The 17,209-nt window shown below is 71.5% G+C and carries 17 protein-coding genes; 9 read left to right on the top strand and 8 right to left on the bottom strand.

What is annotated here, in order from left to right; all coding sequences use genetic code 11:
• Positions 1–29 precede the first annotated feature (29 nt).
• Genes AB0M16_RS31045 through AB0M16_RS31025 form a run of 5 tightly spaced genes read right to left on the bottom strand, consistent with a single transcriptional unit; the run spans position 30 to position 4,401 of the window.
• The gene (locus AB0M16_RS31045; protein ID WP_365348854.1) at positions 30–734 is read right to left on the bottom strand and encodes a response regulator transcription factor; all 705 of its coding nucleotides are present in this window, start codon (positions 732–734) and stop codon (positions 30–32) included.
• Complete coding sequence (locus AB0M16_RS31040; protein ID WP_365348852.1) at positions 731–1,891, bottom strand: histidine kinase; 1,161 nt, start codon at positions 1,889–1,891, stop codon at positions 731–733. Before AB0M16_RS31040 ends, AB0M16_RS31045 begins: the two co-directional genes overlap by 4 nt.
• Positions 1,891–2,670 (bottom strand): SAM-dependent methyltransferase, encoded by a 780-nt coding sequence (locus AB0M16_RS31035; RefSeq protein ID WP_365348850.1) that lies wholly within the window; start codon positions 2,668–2,670, stop codon positions 1,891–1,893. Before AB0M16_RS31035 ends, AB0M16_RS31040 begins: the two co-directional genes overlap by 1 nt.
• Complete coding sequence (locus tag AB0M16_RS31030; RefSeq protein WP_365348848.1) at positions 2,667–3,356, bottom strand: glycerophosphodiester phosphodiesterase; 690 nt, start codon at positions 3,354–3,356, stop codon at positions 2,667–2,669. Before AB0M16_RS31030 ends, AB0M16_RS31035 begins: the two co-directional genes overlap by 4 nt.
• A 19-nt stretch (positions 3,357–3,375) precedes the next feature.
• Positions 3,376–4,401 carry an adenosine deaminase gene (locus AB0M16_RS31025; RefSeq protein WP_365348846.1) on the bottom strand — a complete coding sequence of 342 codons (1,026 nt, stop codon included), beginning with the start codon at positions 4,399–4,401 and terminating at the stop codon, positions 3,376–3,378.
• 75 nt (positions 4,402–4,476) lie between these two features.
• Here AB0M16_RS31025 and AB0M16_RS31020 point away from each other — a divergent pair, with 75 nt between their 5' ends.
• The gene (locus tag AB0M16_RS31020) at positions 4,477–5,124 is read left to right on the top strand and encodes a DUF4190 domain-containing protein (RefSeq protein WP_365348844.1); all 648 of its coding nucleotides are present in this window, start codon (positions 4,477–4,479) and stop codon (positions 5,122–5,124) included.
• A gap of 58 nt (positions 5,125–5,182) precedes the next feature.
• Here AB0M16_RS31020 and AB0M16_RS31015 read toward each other — a convergent pair whose 3' ends face one another.
• Positions 5,183–5,725 (bottom strand): NADAR family protein, encoded by a 543-nt coding sequence (locus AB0M16_RS31015; RefSeq protein ID WP_365348842.1) that lies wholly within the window; start codon positions 5,723–5,725, stop codon positions 5,183–5,185.
• Positions 5,726–5,900: 175 nt separating this feature from the next.
• On the opposite strand from AB0M16_RS31015, the gene AB0M16_RS31010 reads away from it, so the two are divergent.
• The 8 genes from AB0M16_RS31010 to AB0M16_RS30975 all read left to right on the top strand — a co-directional run bounded on the left by AB0M16_RS31010 (position 5,901) and on the right by AB0M16_RS30975 (position 15,710).
• Positions 5,901–7,415 (top strand): gamma-aminobutyraldehyde dehydrogenase, encoded by a 1,515-nt coding sequence (locus AB0M16_RS31010; RefSeq protein ID WP_365348840.1) that lies wholly within the window; start codon positions 5,901–5,903, stop codon positions 7,413–7,415.
• Positions 7,416–7,463: 48 nt separating this feature from the next.
• Positions 7,464–8,711 carry a spermidine/putrescine ABC transporter substrate-binding protein gene (locus AB0M16_RS31005; RefSeq protein WP_365348838.1) on the top strand — a complete coding sequence of 416 codons (1,248 nt, stop codon included), beginning with the start codon at positions 7,464–7,466 and terminating at the stop codon, positions 8,709–8,711.
• Between the two features lie 41 nt (positions 8,712–8,752).
• Complete coding sequence (locus AB0M16_RS31000) at positions 8,753–9,901, top strand: ABC transporter ATP-binding protein (protein WP_365348836.1); 1,149 nt, start codon at positions 8,753–8,755, stop codon at positions 9,899–9,901.
• 91 nt (positions 9,902–9,992) lie between these two features.
• A complete protein-coding gene (locus AB0M16_RS30995; protein WP_365348834.1) occupies positions 9,993–10,925 on the top strand; it encodes an ABC transporter permease in 933 nt (310 codons plus the stop codon).
• Positions 10,925–11,719 (top strand): ABC transporter permease, encoded by a 795-nt coding sequence (locus AB0M16_RS30990; RefSeq protein WP_365348832.1) that lies wholly within the window; start codon positions 10,925–10,927, stop codon positions 11,717–11,719. The genes AB0M16_RS30995 and AB0M16_RS30990 overlap by 1 nt, the downstream gene beginning before the upstream one ends.
• A 36-nt stretch (positions 11,720–11,755) precedes the next feature.
• The gene (locus tag AB0M16_RS30985) at positions 11,756–13,174 is read left to right on the top strand and encodes an FAD-dependent oxidoreductase (protein ID WP_365348830.1); all 1,419 of its coding nucleotides are present in this window, start codon (positions 11,756–11,758) and stop codon (positions 13,172–13,174) included.
• A gap of 125 nt (positions 13,175–13,299) precedes the next feature.
• A complete protein-coding gene (locus AB0M16_RS30980; RefSeq protein ID WP_365348828.1) occupies positions 13,300–13,806 on the top strand; it encodes a hypothetical protein in 507 nt (168 codons plus the stop codon).
• Positions 13,807–13,904: 98 nt separating this feature from the next.
• Positions 13,905–15,710 (top strand): glycosyl hydrolase family 18 protein, encoded by a 1,806-nt coding sequence (locus tag AB0M16_RS30975; protein WP_365348826.1) that lies wholly within the window; start codon positions 13,905–13,907, stop codon positions 15,708–15,710.
• Here the strand turns inward: AB0M16_RS30975 and AB0M16_RS30970 are convergent.
• Both AB0M16_RS30970 and AB0M16_RS30965 read right to left on the bottom strand, forming a co-directional pair.
• The gene (locus AB0M16_RS30970; RefSeq protein ID WP_365348824.1) at positions 15,695–16,357 is read right to left on the bottom strand and encodes a hypothetical protein; all 663 of its coding nucleotides are present in this window, start codon (positions 16,355–16,357) and stop codon (positions 15,695–15,697) included. The two genes, AB0M16_RS30975 and AB0M16_RS30970, sit on opposite strands and share 16 nt — an antisense overlap.
• Positions 16,354–17,121 (bottom strand): phosphatase PAP2 family protein, encoded by a 768-nt coding sequence (locus AB0M16_RS30965; RefSeq protein ID WP_365348822.1) that lies wholly within the window; start codon positions 17,119–17,121, stop codon positions 16,354–16,356. The genes AB0M16_RS30970 and AB0M16_RS30965 overlap by 4 nt, the downstream gene beginning before the upstream one ends.
• Positions 17,122–17,209: the final 88 nt, after the last annotated feature.

The following is a 17,209-nucleotide window of genomic DNA, read 5'->3' as shown; positions in this document are numbered from 1 at the left end:
GATCGCCCGCACCGGCGGTCTTCGCCGGCCTAGTTCCTCGCCCGCCCGGGGGAGGCGCCCGCGCCCCTCCCTCCCCCGCCCGGGGGACCGCCCGCCGCGACCAGGCCCGTCTCGTACGCGCAGATCACCGCCTGGATCCGGTCGCGCAGCCCCAGCTTGGCGAGCACGTTCCCCACGTGCGTCTTCACGGTGTGGTCGCTCACCACCAGCTCGGCCGCGATCTCCGCGTTCGACAGCCCCCGCGCGAGCAGCAGCATCGTCTCCCGCTCCCGCGCCGTCAGTACGTCCAGACGCGGATCCGTCCGCCGAGGGCCGCCCGAGGTGTACTGCTCCACGAGCCGCCGCGCCACCGACGGGGCGAGCAGCGCCTCGCCCTCCGCCACCACCCGCACCGCGTGCACCAGGTCGTCCCGGCGCACGTCCTTCAGGAGGAAGCCGCTGGCGCCCGCGTGCAGCGCCTCGTACACGTACTCGTCCGAGTCGAAGGTCGTCAGCATCACCGTCCGGCAGGCGGACTCCGCGGAGATGATCCGGCAGGCCTCGATGCCGTCCATCCGGGGCATCCGGATGTCCAGGAGCGCGACGTCGGGCCGGTGCCGCCGGACCGCCGCCACGGCCTCCGCGCCGTCCCCGACCTCCGCCACCACCTCGATGTCCTCCTGCACGTCGAGGATCAGCGCGAAGCCGCTGCGCACCAGCTCCTGGTCGTCCGCCACCACCACGCGGAGCGTCATCCCCGCACCTCCCGCACGTCCCGTCCGTCCAGCGGCAGCACCGCCCGCACTTCGAAACCCCGCCCGTCCGGGCCGGGCCCGGCCGAGGCCGCACCGCCGTGGGCGGCCGCCCGCTCCCGCACGCCCACCAGGCCGTGGCCGCCGGATCCGCCGGGCCGCGGCCCGCGCCCGTCGTCCGTCACGCGTACCTCCACCTCGCCCGTGCCGTAGCCGAGGCGCACCGTCACCGAGCCGGCCTGCGCGTGCTTGACCACGTTGGTCAGCGCCTCCTGCACGATCCGGAAGACGGTCGCCCCAGTCGCGGCGGGCAGCGGCCGTACCGTGCCCCGCGTCGCGTACCGCACGTCGAGCCCGCCGCCCCGTACCCGCTCGACGAGACCGGGCAGTTCGCCGACGCCCGGCTGCGGGTCGCGGGGCGCGTCGCCGTCGCCCTCGTCGCGCAACAGGCCCAGCATGCGCCGCAGTTGCACCATGGCGTCCCGGCCCGTCTCGGAGATCGCCTCGAACGCGGCCTCCGCCCGCTCGGGCGCCGCCCGCACCGCCAGCGGTCCGGCCTCCGCCTGCACGATCATCAGGCTCACCGCGTGCGACAGGATGTCGTGCATCTCCCGGGCGATCCGGGCCCGTTCACGGGACGCGGCCCGCTCCGCCTCGATCCGGTGCGCCCTCTGCCGGGCGTCCGTGAGCCGCCCGAAGGCGTACGCGGCCCCGAACACGAAGAGGGAGAAGGTCAGTTCGCGCGCCGACTGGGTGTTGAGCCAGACCGAGAAGGGCACCGCGACCAGCATCAGCAGACCCGTCGCCAGCCGCTTCCGGGGCGGCGAGAGCACGGCGATCGTGTAGACGATCACCAGGCCCGTGTACGGCAGCGGCTGCCCCGGCCCCTCCAGGGCGAGCCGGTACAGCGCACTCGTCGCGAGGATCGCGAGGAGCACCGCCATCGGCGCCCGCCGGCGCCACACCAGCGGCACCACCGTGAGCGTGGTGAGCCCGTACGCCGGCCAGGTCGCCGGCTCGATGTCGGGCGGGCGCGGCACCACGAACGGCATGGTCATCGCCGCCTGCACGAGCAGGGCGAGCCCGATGTCGACGGCCCACGGATTGGCCGCGGCCCAGCCGCGGACCTCCCGGATCCGCGCTCTCCCCCCGCTCCGCATTACGGCTTGCGGCCCACCGCGCCGAACTGCGCCACCTCGGCGGCCTCCGGGGCGCGCCAGCGCGCGCACGAGACGATGCCCGGGTCCAGGACGTCGAGGCCCTCCAGGAAGCCCGCGAACTCCTCCCGGCTGCGCGCCGTGATCGGCGGGGTCGCGTGGGCGTTCCAGAACTCCATCGCCGCCACGTTCGCCTCCCCGCCGAGGTCGGCGTCGTACGTCGGGTGGGTCAGGACCAGATGGCTGCCCGACGGGACGGCGTCCATCAGGGTCCGGACGATGGCCCGGGCCTCACCGGTGTCCAGGACGAAATTGAGGATGCCCAGCATCAGGACCGCCACCGGGCGCGAGAGGTCGAGCGTCCGGGCCGCCGCCGCCAGGATCTTCTCCGGGTCGTGGGCGTCCGCGTCCACGTACTCCGTGGCGCCCTCCGGCGAGCTCGTGAGCAGCGCCCGGGCGTGCGTCAGGACGATCGGGTCGTTGTCGACGTAGACGATGCGCGCGTCCGGCGCGATCCGTTGCGCCACCTCGTGGGTGTTGTCGGCCGTGGGCAGCCCCGTGCCGATGTCCAGGAACTGGCGCACGCCCGCCTCGGCCGTCAGATGGGTCACGGCCCGGCCCAGGAAGGCCCGGTCCGCGCGGGCCACCGCCCCGATGCTCGGGTGGAACGACGTCACCTGGTCGCCGACCGCCCGGTCCACCGGGTAGTTGTCCTTGCCGCCCAGCCAGTAGTTCCACACGCGGGCGTTGTGCGCGATGTCGGTGCGGATCCTGTCGGTCATTCACGGACCTTTCGCAGTACGGCGGTCAGCGCGTCGACACGGTTGGTCGTGATCGAGTCGACGCCGTTCCTGATCAGCTTACGCATGTTGCGTTTCGTGTCCGGCGTCCAGACCGAGACCATCAGGCCGGCCCGGTGCACCCGCTCCACCAGCTCCCGACTCGCCAGTCCGAAGCGGTAGTTGAGCCATCGCGGCCGGACCGCGTCGAGCAGGACGGGGCGGGGCGGGGCCAGGGTGTTCCAGGTCAGCGCGATCTCCGCGGACGGGTCCGCCGCCCGCACCTGCAGCATGGCCGTGCCGCCCGCGCAGTAGTAGACGCGCTCGCCCGCGCCGCACTCGCGGACCGTGCCCACGATCGTGCGCACCGAGTCCTCGTTCCCGCCCGGCAGGTCCAGCATCAGGCGCCTCGGACCGGCGGCGATCAGGGCCTCGCGGAGGGTCGGCACCCCGCCCTCGGTCAGCTCCGCCAGCTGGGACACGGTGAGGGAGGTGAGCGGCCGGTCGTGGCCCCACAGGCGTTTCAGGGTGTCGTCGTGCAGCAGCACCGGAACGCCGTCCTTCGTCAGCCGGACGTCGACCTCCACCGCGTCCGCGCCCCGCGCGATCGCCGACAGGACCGAGGGGAGGGTGTTCTCGCGGACGCGGTAGGGGTCACCGCGGTGGGCTACGACAGTGAGAGGGGCCATGCCCTCATTCTGCTGGGGTTCAGCGCGCCAGCCACTGCTCCGTGTACGTGTCGATCTCCTCCGTGAGCCGCGCCTTGCCGGTCTCGTCGAGGAAGGAGGCCTCCACCGCGTTCTTCGCGAGGGCCGCCAGACCGCGCTCGTCCAGGTCCAGGAGGCGGGCGGCGACCGCGTACTCGTTGTTCAGGTCCGTGCCGAACATCGGCGGGTCGTCGCTGTTGATCGTCACCAGCACGCCGGCCTCCACCATCTGCTTGAGGGGGTGGTCCTCCATGCGCTCCACCGCGCGGGTGGCGATGTTCGAGGTCGGGCAGACCTCCAGGGCGATCCGGTGCTCCGCCAGGTGCTTGAGGAGCTCCGGGTCCTGGACGGAGCTGGTGCCGTGGCCGATGCGCTCCGCGCCCAGGTCATTCAGGGCGTCCCAGATCGTCTGCGGGCCCGTGGTCTCGCCCGCGTGCGGGACCGAGCGCAGGCCGGCCGCGCGGGCCCGGTCGAAGTACGGCTCGAACTGCGGGCGCGGCACACCGATCTCCGGGCCGCCGAGGCCGAACGACACCAGACCCTCCGGGCGCAGGTCGACCGCCAGGCGCGCGGTCTCCTCCGCCGCCTCCAGGCCCGCCTCGCCGGGGATGTCGAAGCACCAGCGGAGGATCACGCCGAGCTCCGTCTCGGCCGCCTTGCGGGCGTCCTCGATCGCCGCCATGAACGCGCGCTCGTCGATGCCGCGACGGGTGGAGCTGTACGGGGTGATGGTCAGCTCCGCGTAGCGGATGTTCTGCCGGGCCATGTCCCGGGCGACCTCGAAGGTCAGCAGCCGCACGTCCTCCGGGGTGCGGACCAGGTCCACGACGGAGAGGTAGACCTCGATGAAGTGGGCGAAGTCGGTGAACGTGAAGTAGTCGACGAGGGCTTCCGGGTCCGTCGGGACCTTGGAGTCCGGGTGACGGGCGGCCAGTTCGGAGACGATCCGGGGCGACGCGGAGCCCACGTGGTGGACGTGCAGCTCGGCCTTGGGGAGTCCGGCGATGAAGGAATGCAGGTCGGTCATCACGTCATCGTAGGCCGGGACCTTCCCCCGGAAGGGGCAGGTCGTAGCATGGCGGGACCACGATGGGGGAGGCCCATGTCCGAGAACAACGACCAGCCGGTGGACCCGTGGGCGCCGCCGAACCAGGACGGCGTCGAACTGAGCAAGCCCGCACCCGGCGCCGCCGTGCCGCCGCAGGTGCACAACCAGCCGACCGTGGCGTCGATGCCGGGCGCCGAGCTCCCGCCGCCGCCGGCGGCACCGGGAGCGACGGGGGCCGGCTTCGGCCTGCCGACCGGGCCCGCCGCGCCGCAGCAGCCGGGGTACGGGTATCCGGCGGCGCCGGCAGCCTCGTACCCGGGCTACGGGGCGGGGTACCCCGGCGGCTACGGCCAGCCGGGCTGGACGCCGGCTCCGTCGAACGGCATGGGAACGGCGGCGATGGTCCTCGGCATCCTGGCCGTGGTCCTCGCCTTCTGCAGCTACGGCGTCCTCGGCCTGATCCTGGGCGGCGTGGCGCTGGGCCTCGGCATAGCGGCGAAGAAGAAGTCCGACCGCGGCGAGGCCACCAACCGCGGCCAGGCCGTCGCGGGCATCACGCTCGGTGCCATCGGTCTCGCGCTCGGCGTCGCAGGCATCGCCCTGATCATCTTCATCGCCACCCACGCCGACGAGTGGGACAAGAGCGACTCCGGCGACGACCCCTGGTCGACCCGCCTGACCGTGGCCTCCGCGCCGCGCTGACCACGAGAAGGACGACGCCCGGGCGGCATCCCTGCCGCCCGGGCGTCGTGCTTGGGGCTCACCGCAGCCTCTTCCGCGCCTCCATCAGCGCGAATCCCAGCAGGTTCAGGCCCCGCCAGCGGTCGGGGTCGCTCACTCCCGGCGCGTCCGCCGCCAGGCCGATGCCCCAGATCCTGTCGACGGGGCTCGCCTCCACCAGGACGCGGGAGCCCGTGCCGAGGAGGTACGAGCGGAGGGCGTCGTCCGAGGCGAACTTGTGCACGCTGCCGGCCACGACGACGTCGTAGCGCCGCTCCGTCCAGACGCGCTCGTCGAATCCGCGGACCAGACGACCCGCCGCCTTCGCCTGCGCGGGGGACCCCGCGGACAGGGCCGCCGCCTCCGCCTCCGCGTCACCGAAGAGGCGCGCCTTCTCGGCCATCATCCAGTGCTCGGCCGTCGCGTACCGTACGCCGTCCACCTCGAAGGGTGACGGCCACCACTGGCTCAGACAACTCGCCGAAAGGCGCCCGTCGGGGTGCGGACGGTGGCCCCAGAAGTGCAGCCATTTGATCCGCTCGCCACGCCTGACCTGCTCCTTCAGCCGTTCCAGATCGTTCATGCATGCCACTGTTTCAGTTGCCACGGACAGTCCGTACGGCAATTTCCCGCCGTCCTCGACACTTGGTCGACCGATTCCGTCGCGTAACCAAAAGGCAACAACGGAATCACTTGTTGGACCTGGTGCCCTCTGTCAGGATCGGCACTCAACTCGAGCTGGAACAACGGAGAGCGTGATGGGCAACCGCTTCCAGGTGTCGGACCGCTTCGCGGACGGCGCGCAGTACATCGGGGGGCGGCTCCGCCCCGGAACCTCGGAGGACCGGCACAGCGTCATCGACCCGGCGACCGGGGAGAGCGTGCACACCTACACCCTGGCGTCGACCGGCGACGTGGACGCCGCCGTCGCCGCCGCCGCGGAGGCGTTCCCCGGCTGGGCGGGCGCCACCCCCGGCGAGCGGTCCGACGCCCTGCACCGGCTCGCCGGCGTGCTGGCCGAGCGGGCCGAGGACTTCGCCAGGGTCGAGTCCCTCCAGTGCGGCAAGCCCATCAAGCTGACGACCGAGTTCGACGTCCCGGGCACGGTGGACAACACGGCCTTCTTCGCGGGGGCCGCCCGGCACCTGCAGGGGCAGTCGGCGGGGGAGTACAGCGGCGACCACACCTCGTACGTCCGGCGAGAGGCGATCGGTGTCGTCGGCTCCATCGCGCCGTGGAACTACCCGCTGCAGATGGCGGCCTGGAAAATCCTCCCGGCGGTCGCCGCGGGCAACACCGTCGTGCTGAAGCCGGCCGAGCTGACACCGCTGACCTCGCTGATGTTCGCGCAGGCCGCGGCCGACGCCGGAATCCCGGACGGTGTGATCAACGTGGTCACCGGGGCCGGCCGGGTGGCCGGCGAGCACCTGGTCGGACACCCCGACGTGGTCATGACCTCGTTCACCGGGTCCACTCCGGTCGGCAAGCGGGTCGCGGAGATCGCGACCGCCACCGTCAAGCGGCTCCACCTGGAGCTGGGCGGCAAGGCGCCGTTCGTGGTCTTCGACGACGCCGACCTGGAGGCCGCCGCCCACGGAGCCGTCGCCGCCTCGCTCATCAACAGCGGGCAGGACTGCACCGCCGCGACGCGGGCGTACGTGCAGCGACCGCTGTTCGACGCCTTCGTGGCACGGGTCGCCGAGCTCATGGAGACCGTCCGGCTCGGGGACCCCTTCGACCCGTCCACCGACCTCGGGCCGCTCATCAGCCACGCGCAGCGCGACCGGGTCGCCGGTTTCGTGGACCGCGCCCGCGCCTACGCCACCGTCGTCACCGGCGGCGAAGCCCCTGGTGGCGAGCTGAAGAACGGCGCATACTATCGGCCCACCCTGATCACCGGCGCCCCGCAGGACAGCGAGGTCGTGCAGTCGGAGATCTTCGGACCGGTCCTGGTGGCCCTGCCCTTCGACGGTGACGACGAGGGCATCCGGCTCGCCAACGACACCCCGTACGGGCTCGCCGCCTCCGCCTGGAGCCGTGACGTCTACCGGGCGAACAGGGCCACCCGCGAGATCAAGGCCGGTTGCGTCTGGGTCAACGACCACATCCCGATCATCAGCGAGATGCCGCACGGGGGCTACAAGGCCTCCGGCTTCGGAAAGGACATGTCGGCGTACTCCTTCGAGGAGTACACGCAGGTCAAGCACGTGATGTACGACAACACGGCGGTGGCGGCCAAGGACTGGCACCGCACGATCTTCGGGGACCGATAGCAGCCAGCCGTCCGACCAGCGGCGAACCATCCCGAAAGGGCACAGCGCATGGAGCAGTACCAGCCCGACAGCCTGTCCGCCGCGCAGATAGCGGCGATGCGGCGCAGCCTCACGAGCGGCCGGGGCGCGCTCACCCGCCGCTCGGTGCTGCGGGCGGGCGGCGTCGGCGCGCTCACCGTCGGCGGGCTCGCCGGCCTGAGCGCCTGCGGCATCCCGCCCGCGAAGCGGGAGGGGCAGGGGCCGGCGTCCACGGACTTCTCGGCCAAGGAGAAGAGCGTGAACTTCTCCAACTGGACCGAGTACATGGACGTCAGCGAGGACGAGAAGTCCCGCCCGACGCTGGAGGCGTTCGCCCAACGCACCGGGATCAAGGTCAAGTACACCGAGGACATCAACGACAACGTCGAGTTCTTCGGCAAGATCAAGCCGCAGCTCGCGGCCGGCCAGGACACCGGCCGCGACCTGATCTGCGTGACCGACTGGCTCGCCGCCCGGATCATCCGCCTCGGCTGGGCGCAGAAGCTCGACCCGGCCCACCTGCCCAACGCGTACGCGAACCTGTCGCCGCAGTTCCGGCGGCCCGACTGGGACCCGGGCCGGGCCTACTCCTACCCGTGGACCGGCATCTCGACCGTCATCGCCTACAACGAGAAGGCGACCGGCGGGAAGAAGGTCGACTCCGTCACCCAGCTGCTCGACGACCCCGCCCTGAAGGGGCGGGTCGGCTTCCTGACGGAGATGCGCGACTCGGTCGGCATGACGCTCCTCGACATGGGCAAGGACCCCGGTGCCTTCACGGACGCCGACTTCGACGCCGCCCTCGGACGCCTCCAGAAGGGCGTCGACAAGAAGCAGATCCGCCGCTTCACCGGCAACGACTACACCTCCGACCTCGACAAGGGCGACCTGGCGGCCTGCCTCGCCTGGGCCGGCGACGTCATCCAGCTCCAGGCCGACAACCCGGACATCAAGTTCGCCATCCCGTCCGCCGGTTACATCACGTCCAGCGACAACCTGCTCGTCCCGGCCAACGCACGCCACAAGACCAACGCCGAGAAGCTCATCGACTACTACTTCGAGCTCCCGGTCGCCGCGCAGCTCGCCGCGTACATCAACTACGTGTGCCCGGTCGACGGCGTGAAGGACGAGCTCGCCAAGATCGACCCCGAGCTCGCGAACAACACGCTGATCGTCCCCGACAAGGCGATGGCCAAGAAGTCGCACGCCTTCCGGTCGCTCAGCAGCGCGGAGGAGACGGCGTACGAGGAGAAGTTCGCCAAGCTCATCGGCGCCTGAGGCCGTCGTCCATTCCCTCTCCGACACCGGGACCGCAACCCATGACTGAAAAGAACACCGGCGGCGACGTCCGACTCACCGGCATCAGCAAGACCTACGGCTCCTTCACCGCCGTCCACCCGCTCGACCTGACGATCCCGCAGGGCTCCTTCTTCGCCCTGCTCGGCGCGTCCGGCTGTGGCAAGACCACGACGCTGCGCATGATCGCCGGCCTGGAGGACCCGACCACGGGCACCGTCCTGCTCGGCGACCGGGACGTCACCGACCTCCCGCCGTACAAGCGGCCGGTGAACACCGTCTTCCAGTCCTACGCGCTCTTCCCGCACATGGACATCACCGAGAACATCGCCTTCGGTCTGCGCCGGCGCGGCATCAAGTCGGTGAAGAAGCAGGTCGACGACATGCTGGAGCTCGTCCAGCTCGGCGACAAGGCGCGGCACAAGCCGCACCAGCTCTCCGGCGGCCAGCAGCAGCGCGTCGCCGTCGCCCGAGCGCTCATCAACCACCCGCAGGTGCTGCTGCTCGACGAGCCGCTCGGCGCCCTCGACCTCAAGCTGCGCCGCCAGATGCAGCTGGAGCTGAAGCGCATCCAGACCGAGGTGGGCATCACCTTCGTCCACGTCACCCACGACCAGGAGGAGGCCATGACCATGGCCGACCAGGTCGCGGTGATGAACGGCGGCCGGGTCGAGCAGCTGGGCGCCCCCGCCGACCTGTACGAGAACCCGCAGACGACCTTCGTCGCCAACTTCCTCGGCACCTCCAACCTGATCGAGGCCGAGGTCGTCGAGGCCGGTGCCGACGTGCTCGTCACGGCCGGCGGCGGCAAGCTCCGGGTGCCGGGCGAGCGCTGTACGAAGGCCGTCCGCGTGGGCGGCAAGGTCCTGGTCGGCGTACGGCCGGAGAAGATATCGCTCGCGCACGCCGACGAGGCGGGCGAGATCGCGGACGGCCGCAACCGGGTCACCGGCCGGATCGTCGACTCCTCCTTCATCGGCGTCTCCACGCAGTACGTGGTCGACAGCCCCGCCGGGGCCGGCCTGCAGGTCTACGAGCAGAACGTCGAGAGGGACGCGCGGCTCCGGCCCGGTGCCGAGGTCGTCCTGCACTGGAACCCGGCGCACACCTTCGGCCTCGACGCCGCCCAGGACATCGACGCGGGCGTGGAGACGGTGGAGGACTCCCTGTGAGCGACGCACGCGGGGCCGTCGCCCCGCAGCCGACGACGATGCCCGAGCCACTGGGCCCCGCGGGCGGAGAAGCGAACGAAGGAGACCGGGCATGAGCGCCACCCTCGTGAAGGAGGAGGTGGCGCCACCGGCCGAGGAGCCGGTGCTGCGCAAGCCCTCCACCCGCAAGCGGCTCGTACCGTACTGGCTGCTGCTGCCCGGCATCGTGTGGCTGCTGGTCTTTTTCGCGCTGCCGATGGTCTACCAGGCCTCGACCTCCGTGCAGACCGGCTCCCTGGAGAAGGGCTTCGAGGTCACCTGGCACTTCCAGACCTACTGGGACGCCTTCCAGGAGTACTGGCCGCAGTTCGTCCGCTCGCTGCTCTACGCGGGCACGGCCACGCTGCTGTGCCTGCTCCTCGGCTACCCGCTGGCGTACCTGATCGCCTTCAAGGCCGGACGCTGGCGGAACCTGCTGCTCGTGCTCGTCATCGCGCCGTTCTTCACCAGCTTCCTCATCCGGACGCTGGCGTGGAAGACGATCCTCGCGGACGACAGCCTGGTCGTCGACGCGCTGAACACGCTGCACGTCCTCGACGTGACCAGCTGGCTCGGCTGGACCGAGGGCAGCCGGGTGCTCGCCACCCCGATGGCCGTGGTCTGCGGTCTCACGTACAACTTCCTGCCGTTCATGATCCTGCCGCTCTACACCTCCCTGGAGCGCATCGACGGGCGGCTGCACGAGGCGGCACAGGACCTGTACGCCTCGCCGGCGACCACCTTCCGCAAGGTGACGTTCCCGCTCTCCATGCCGGGCGTCGTCTCCGGAACGCTGCTCACCTTCATCCCGGCGAGCGGTGACTACGTCAACGCCGAGCTGCTCGGCTCGACCGACACCAAGATGGTCGGCAACGTCATCCAGTCGCAGTTCCTGCGGGTCCTGGACTATCCGACGGCCGCCGCCCTGTCGTTCATCCTCATGGCGATCGTGCTGCTCATGGTCACCGTCTACATCCGCCGTGCGGGAACGGAGGACCTGGTCTGATGCGTTGGATCCGACAGCACCTCGTCGTCATCGCGGGCCTGCTCACGCTGGCCTACATGATCCTGCCCAATGTCGTGGTCATGGTCTTCTCGTTCAACAAACCGAACGGGCGCTTCAACTACGCGTGGCAGCAGTTCTCGGTCGACGCCTGGAAGGACCCCTGCGGCGTCGCCGACATGTGCGAGTCGCTCTCGCTCTCGCTCCAGCTCGCCGCGTGGGCCACGGTCGGCGCGGTCGTCCTCGGCACGATGATCGCCTTCGCGCTGGTCCGCTACCGCTTCCGGGCGCGCGGCGCGATCAACTCCCTGATCTTCCTGCCGATGGCGATGCCCGAGGTCGTCATGGCCGCCTCGCTGCTCACCCTGTTCCTCAACATGGGCGCGGAACTGGGCTTCTGGACGGTCCTGATCGCCCACATCATGTTCTGTCTGTCGTTCGTGGTGACGGCGGTCAAGGCGCGCGTGATGTCCATGGACCCGCGCCTGGAGGAGGCCGCCCGCGACCTCTACGCGGGCCCGGTGCAGACCTTCCTGCGGGTCACGCTGCCGATCGCGGCGCCCGGCATCGCGGCCGGCGCGCTGCTCGCCTTCGCCCTGTCGTTCGACGACTTCATCATCACCAACTTCAACGCGGGCTCCACCGTGACCTTCCCCATGTTCGTCTGGGGCTCGGCGCAGCGCGGAACCCCCGTTCAGATCAACGTCATCGGCACCGCGATGTTCGTCCTCGCGGTACTGGTGGTCGTGGCCGGGCAAATCATTACGAACCGGCGCAAGAAAACAGCAACAGCCTGACCGGCAGCCGGTCAGGCACCGAAGGAGTTGGAAACCATGGCCCCAGTCGCCATGCGTCTCGCTGCACAATCTCTCTCCGACGCCCAGCCCGTCCCCTTCTGGCTGGAAGACCCCGGCAAGCCCGGAGCCCTGCCCGCCCTCGCCGGCCCCGAGCGGTGCGATCTGCTCGTGGTGGGCGGCGGCTACAGCGGACTGTGGACCGCGCTCCTCGCCAAGGAGCGCGACCCCTCCCGGGATGTCGTGCTCCTCGAAGGCCGCGAGGTGGGCTGGGCCGCCTCGGGCCGCAACGGCGGATTCTGCGCCGCGTCCCTGACGCACGGCTTCGGCAACGGACTCGCCCGCTGGCCGGGCGAGCTCGCGAAGCTGGAGCACATGGGCGAGCGGAACCTCGACGCCATCGAGGAGGCCGTCGCCCGCTACGCGATGGACTGCGACTTCGAGCGCACCGGTGAGATCGACGTGGCCACCGAGGCCTACCAGCTCGACGAGCTCCACGAGTGGTACGAGGAGGCCGACCGGCTCGGCCTGGCCGACGGCCTGGAGCTCCTGGACAGCGACGCGCTCCGCGCCGAGGTCGACTCGCCGACCTTCCGGGGCGGCCTGTGGGACCGCCGCGGCGTCGCCATGCTGAACCCGGCGAAGCTGGCCTGGGGGCTCAAGCGGGCCTGCCAGGACCTGGGCGTGCGGATCTACGAGAACACCCCGGCGCTCGACCTGGTGTCGGCCGGCGGCGGCATGGCCGTGCGCACCCCGTACGGCCGGGTCGCGGCCCGCCGGGTCGCCCTCGGCACCAACGTCTTCCCGTCGCTGGTCAAGCGGGTGCGGCACTACACCGTCCCGGTGTACGACTACGCGCTGATGACGGAGCCGCTGAGCGCGGAGCAGCTGGCCGCGGTCGGCTGGAAGAACCGGCAGGGGCTCGGCGACTCCGCCAACCAGTTCCACTACTTCCGGATCACGGCCGACCACCGCATCCTGTGGGGCGGCTACGACGCCGTCTACCGTTTCGGCGGCAAGGTGGCGGCGGAGATGGACAACCGTCCGGAGACGTACCTCAAGCTGGCCCAGCACTTCTTCACGTGCTTCCCGCAGCTGGAGGGCCTGCGCTTCAGCCACGCCTGGGGCGGGGCGATCGACACCTGCTCGCGCTTCTCGGCCTTCTTCGGCACGGCGCACCAGGGCAAGGTGGCGTACGCGGCCGGGTACACGGGGCTCGGCGTGGGTGCGACGCGCTTCGGCGCGGACGTGATGCTGGACCTGCTGTCGGGGGAGCGGACCGAGCGGACCGAGCTGGACATGGTGCGCTCCAAGCCGCTGCCCTTCCCGCCGGAGCCGATCGCCTGGGCGGGCATCGGACTCACCAAGTGGTCCCTCGCGCGCGCCGACGAGAACGGCGGGCGCCGGAACCTGTGGCTGAAGACGATGGACCGGCTGGGCCTCGGCTTCGACAGCTGACCCTCCGGGGTGTGACGCAGGTCACCATGCGCGGGGAGGGAACCCGCGTCATAGCCACGAGGCAGCGCCCTCTCTCCGTGTGGACACCGCAATCGGCGGGTCCCTGTGGAGAGAGGGCTTTCGTGATGACGGGTACAGGTACGGGGGCGGGCTCCGGCTCGGGGGGCGGTTCGGCGGCCAGGGCCGTGGTGGAGTGGCTCGCCTCGGTCGCGCCGGACCCCGAGGCCTGCCGCTGGGAGTGGGAGCGCAACCCGCACGGGGTCGCCCTGCTGCCCGCCGGTCGCCGTTGGGACGTGCTGATCCTGTCGGCCGAGCTCGGCCACCCCACGCTCGACGTGCTGACCCGGCTCGTGGACCGGCCGGGTCCGGTCCTCGCCGACTTCGGCGACGCCCGGATGGGCTTCTTCGTGCCGCCGGGCACCGCCGCCCGCTGGCTCGGTACGGGGATCCGCGGCGCCGGTGCCGGGACCTGGATCGTCGTCCCGTACCCGGGGCGGGTGGTGGGCGGGGTGCGCTGGCTGGTGGCGCCGGACGCGACGGGCACGCTCACGGACACCGCGCTGCTCGAACGGGCGATGCACGAGGCCGCGGGCGGGCTCGCCCGTGGGGGAGGGGGGATCGGCGGCGTCTGACCGCGGGCACCTTCCGTGCAGAGGTCTTGACCACTTGATTGGTCTGGACCATGCTGTGGCGCGCTCCACCTCGATTCCCCCCACTCCCGGAGGCAGTTGTGGACCGCACCAGACCCCTGACCCTCGCCCTGGCGGGCGTGCTCGCCGCCGGCGGACTCGTGGCGCTGACCCCCACGGCCCACGCCGCCGACAGTGAACTCGCCCGCAACGGCGGCTTCGAGTCCGGCCTGGACGGCTGGAGCTGCAGCGCGGGCAGCGGGGCCGTCGTCACCACCCCCGTGCACGCGGGGGCGAAGGCCCTGCAGGCCACCCCGGCCGGCAGCGACAACGCCAAGTGCTCCCAGAGCGTCACCGTCAAGCCGAACTCCACGTACACCCTGAGCGGTTGGGTCCGCGGCAGCTACGTCCACCTCGGCGCTTCCGGCACCGGCACCACCGACGTCTCCACCTGGACCCAGTCGGCCCCCGACTGGCAGAAGCTCGGCGCCACCTTCACGACGGGCGCCTCGACGACCTCGGTCACGATCTACACCCACGGCTGGTACGGCACCGGCGCCTACGTCGCCGACGACCTCTCCCTGCTCGGCCCCGGCGGCGACCCCGTCCAGATCCCGGCCACACCCACCGGCCTCGCGGCGGGCCCGCCCACCTCCACCTCGGTGACCCTGACCTGGCCGGCGGTCTCCGGTGCCACCTCGTACAAGGTCTACCGCGACGGCATCCTCGTCGCGACCGTCACCGGCACCTCGTACACCGCGACCGGCCTCGCGCCCAGCACCTCGTACGGATTCCAGGTCTCGGCCGCCAACAACGCCGGCGAGTCGGCCAGGTCGGCCGCCGTCGCCGTCGCGACGACCTCCGGTGGCGGCGGCAACCCCGGCGGCCAGCTGCCCGCCCACGCCCTCGTCGGCTACCTCCACGCCAGCTTCGCGAACGGCTCCGGCTACACCCGCATGGCCGACGTCCCCGACTCCTGGGACGTCGTCAACCTCGCCTTCGGCGAGCCGACCTCGGTGACCTCCGGCGACATCCGCTTCAAGCTGTGCCCCGTGACCGAGTGTCCGAACGTCGAGTCGGAGGCGGACTTCAAGGCCGCCATCAAGGCCAAGCAGGCCGCCGGCAAGAAGGTCCTCATCTCCATCGGCGGCCAGAACGGCCAGGTCCAGCTCGCCACCACCGCCGCGCGCGACACCTTCGTCGCCTCGGTGTCGAAGATCATCGACGACTACGGACTCGACGGCCTGGACATCGACTTCGAGGGCCACTCCCTCTCGCTCCAGACCGGGGACACCGACTTCCGCAACCCGACCAGCCCGGTCATCGTCAACCTGATCTCGGCGGTGAAGACCCTCAAGGCCAAGTACGGCACGAAGTTCGTCCTCACGATGGCCCCGGAGACCTTCTTCGTCCAGCTCGGCCACCAGTACTACGGCTCCGGCCCCTGGGGCGGCCAGGACCCGCGCGCCGGCGCCTACCTCCCGGTCATCCACGCCCTGCGCGACGACCTCACCCTGCTGCACGTCCAGGACTACAACTCGGGCTCCGTCATGGGCCTCGACAACCAGTACCACTCCATGGGCGGGGCGGACTTCCACATCGCCATGACCGACATGCTGCTCACCGGCTTCCCGGTCGCCGGCAACACCGACCGCGTCTTCCCGGCCCTCCGCCCCGACCAGGTCGCCATCGGCCTCCCCGCCTCCACCCAGGCCGGCAACGGCCACACCACCCCGGCCGAGGTGAACAAGGCACTCAACTGCCTGACGAGGAAGACCGACTGCGGCACCTACCAGACCCACGGCACCTGGCCCGCGCTGCGCGGGCTGATGACCTGGTCGATCAACTGGGACCGCTACAACCAGTGGGAGTTCAGCCGGAACTTCGACGCCTACGGCTGGAGCTGACCGGCCGCGGCCTCCCGGTCGAGCCCCGTTCGCCGCAGCGCCCGGACCATCGCCGGAAGGTCCGGGTCGCCGCGGTCCTCCGCCACGACGTGCGCCGCCAGCAGTTCCGGCGTCAGCCGCCGCTCCTCGGCGGCCGCCATCAGGATCTCCGCCGCGGGCCGGTCGTACGCCACGAGGTCCGCCAGCAGGCCCAGCGCCTCACCCCGGTCCACGAACCGGCTCATCCCGCAGTCGAGTCCGTCGTCGTCCAGGTCCGCGGGGTAGGGGGCCCGGCCCCAGGCGCCGTTCTCGTACCAGTACGCACATCCCAGCTCGTTCCCCGTGAGCCGGTCGCGCAGCTCCTCGTACGGCAGCCAGTGGGGGCCGCCGGCCAGCATGTCGACCGGCGGCTCGTACCACTTGCAGCCGCTCGACTCGTCCTCGCCGTACAGCACGTAACGCCCCTCGGAGAGCCGGGAGAACGTCCACCAGGTGCAGCCGCAGTCGTCGAGGTGCAGCCCCTCGTCGTCGATCCAGACGCCGGTCCGGTGGACGCCGTCCCCCTCCTTCGCGGTCGTCGCCCGGACCACCGCGTTCAGGGCCCAGCGCGCCCACAGGAGTCCGGGGTCGGGCAGGTCGGCCGGCAGTCCGGGCCGGTGGATCGTCATGTGCTCTCCCGTTCTTCGTGGCGCGAGCCTGGAACGCGACCGTATCGCGCGGCGAGCGCCGGCCAGCGCAGCAGCGGGAGGCACAGGGCGAGGGAGGCGAGGACGTCGAGGGGCCAGTGGAAGCCGCGCAGGACCAGCCCCGTGGCCGTGACCGCGGTGAGCACGGCCGCGACCGGGAGCAGGCGGCGGGAGACGAGCAGGGCCGCGCCGAAGTACGCCACCGCCGCCGTGGCCGTGTGGCCCGAGGGGTAGTAGCCGTGCGCCCAGGGTTCGAGCGGGCCGGGGCGGGCCGTCCAGAGCTTCAGGGGGACGACCAGGAGCGGGACCAGCGCCATCGCCAGGCCCGCGAAGAGGGCGGCGGCGCGGCGGCCGCGCCAGGCCGCGTGGGCCATCGCGCAGGCCAGGACCGGGAGGGCGACGGTCACGTCGCCCAGGTCGGAGGCGGCTTCGCTCAGGCCGCGCGGGACGGTGTCCACGAGGGCGCGGGAGAGACGTTCGTCGAGGCGGGCGAGCGGGCCGTGGACCTGGACCTGCCAGGTGGTGACGGCGAGGGTGACGAGCGCCCAGAAGACAGCCGACTGCCCCGGAACAGGGGGGGTGGTTCCGGGGCAGTCGCCTGGACCGGGCTGCCGCGCGCCCCGGGGGGTGTGGGGCGGGCGGCCATCCGATCGGTGAGGAGTTCCGGAGCCCAGGGCGCCGGGGGTGTGCGCGACGGCACGGTGTGGGCGGGGCTGGGGAGGCTCCGCCCGGGGTGTTTCTCTCATCTGCAGAAACCGTACGGCACGGAAGGGGGGACAGACAGCGGGAACTCCATCCCGCCATCGGCCCCCCACAGCTTCTTCACACAGGGTG

Source organism: Streptomyces sp. NPDC051921 (genome assembly GCF_040680975.1).
Lineage (GTDB): Bacteria > Actinomycetota > Actinomycetes > Streptomycetales > Streptomycetaceae > Streptomyces.
Note: the sequence above shows the minus strand (reverse complement) of the source record. Positions and strands in the feature narration are given on the sequence as shown.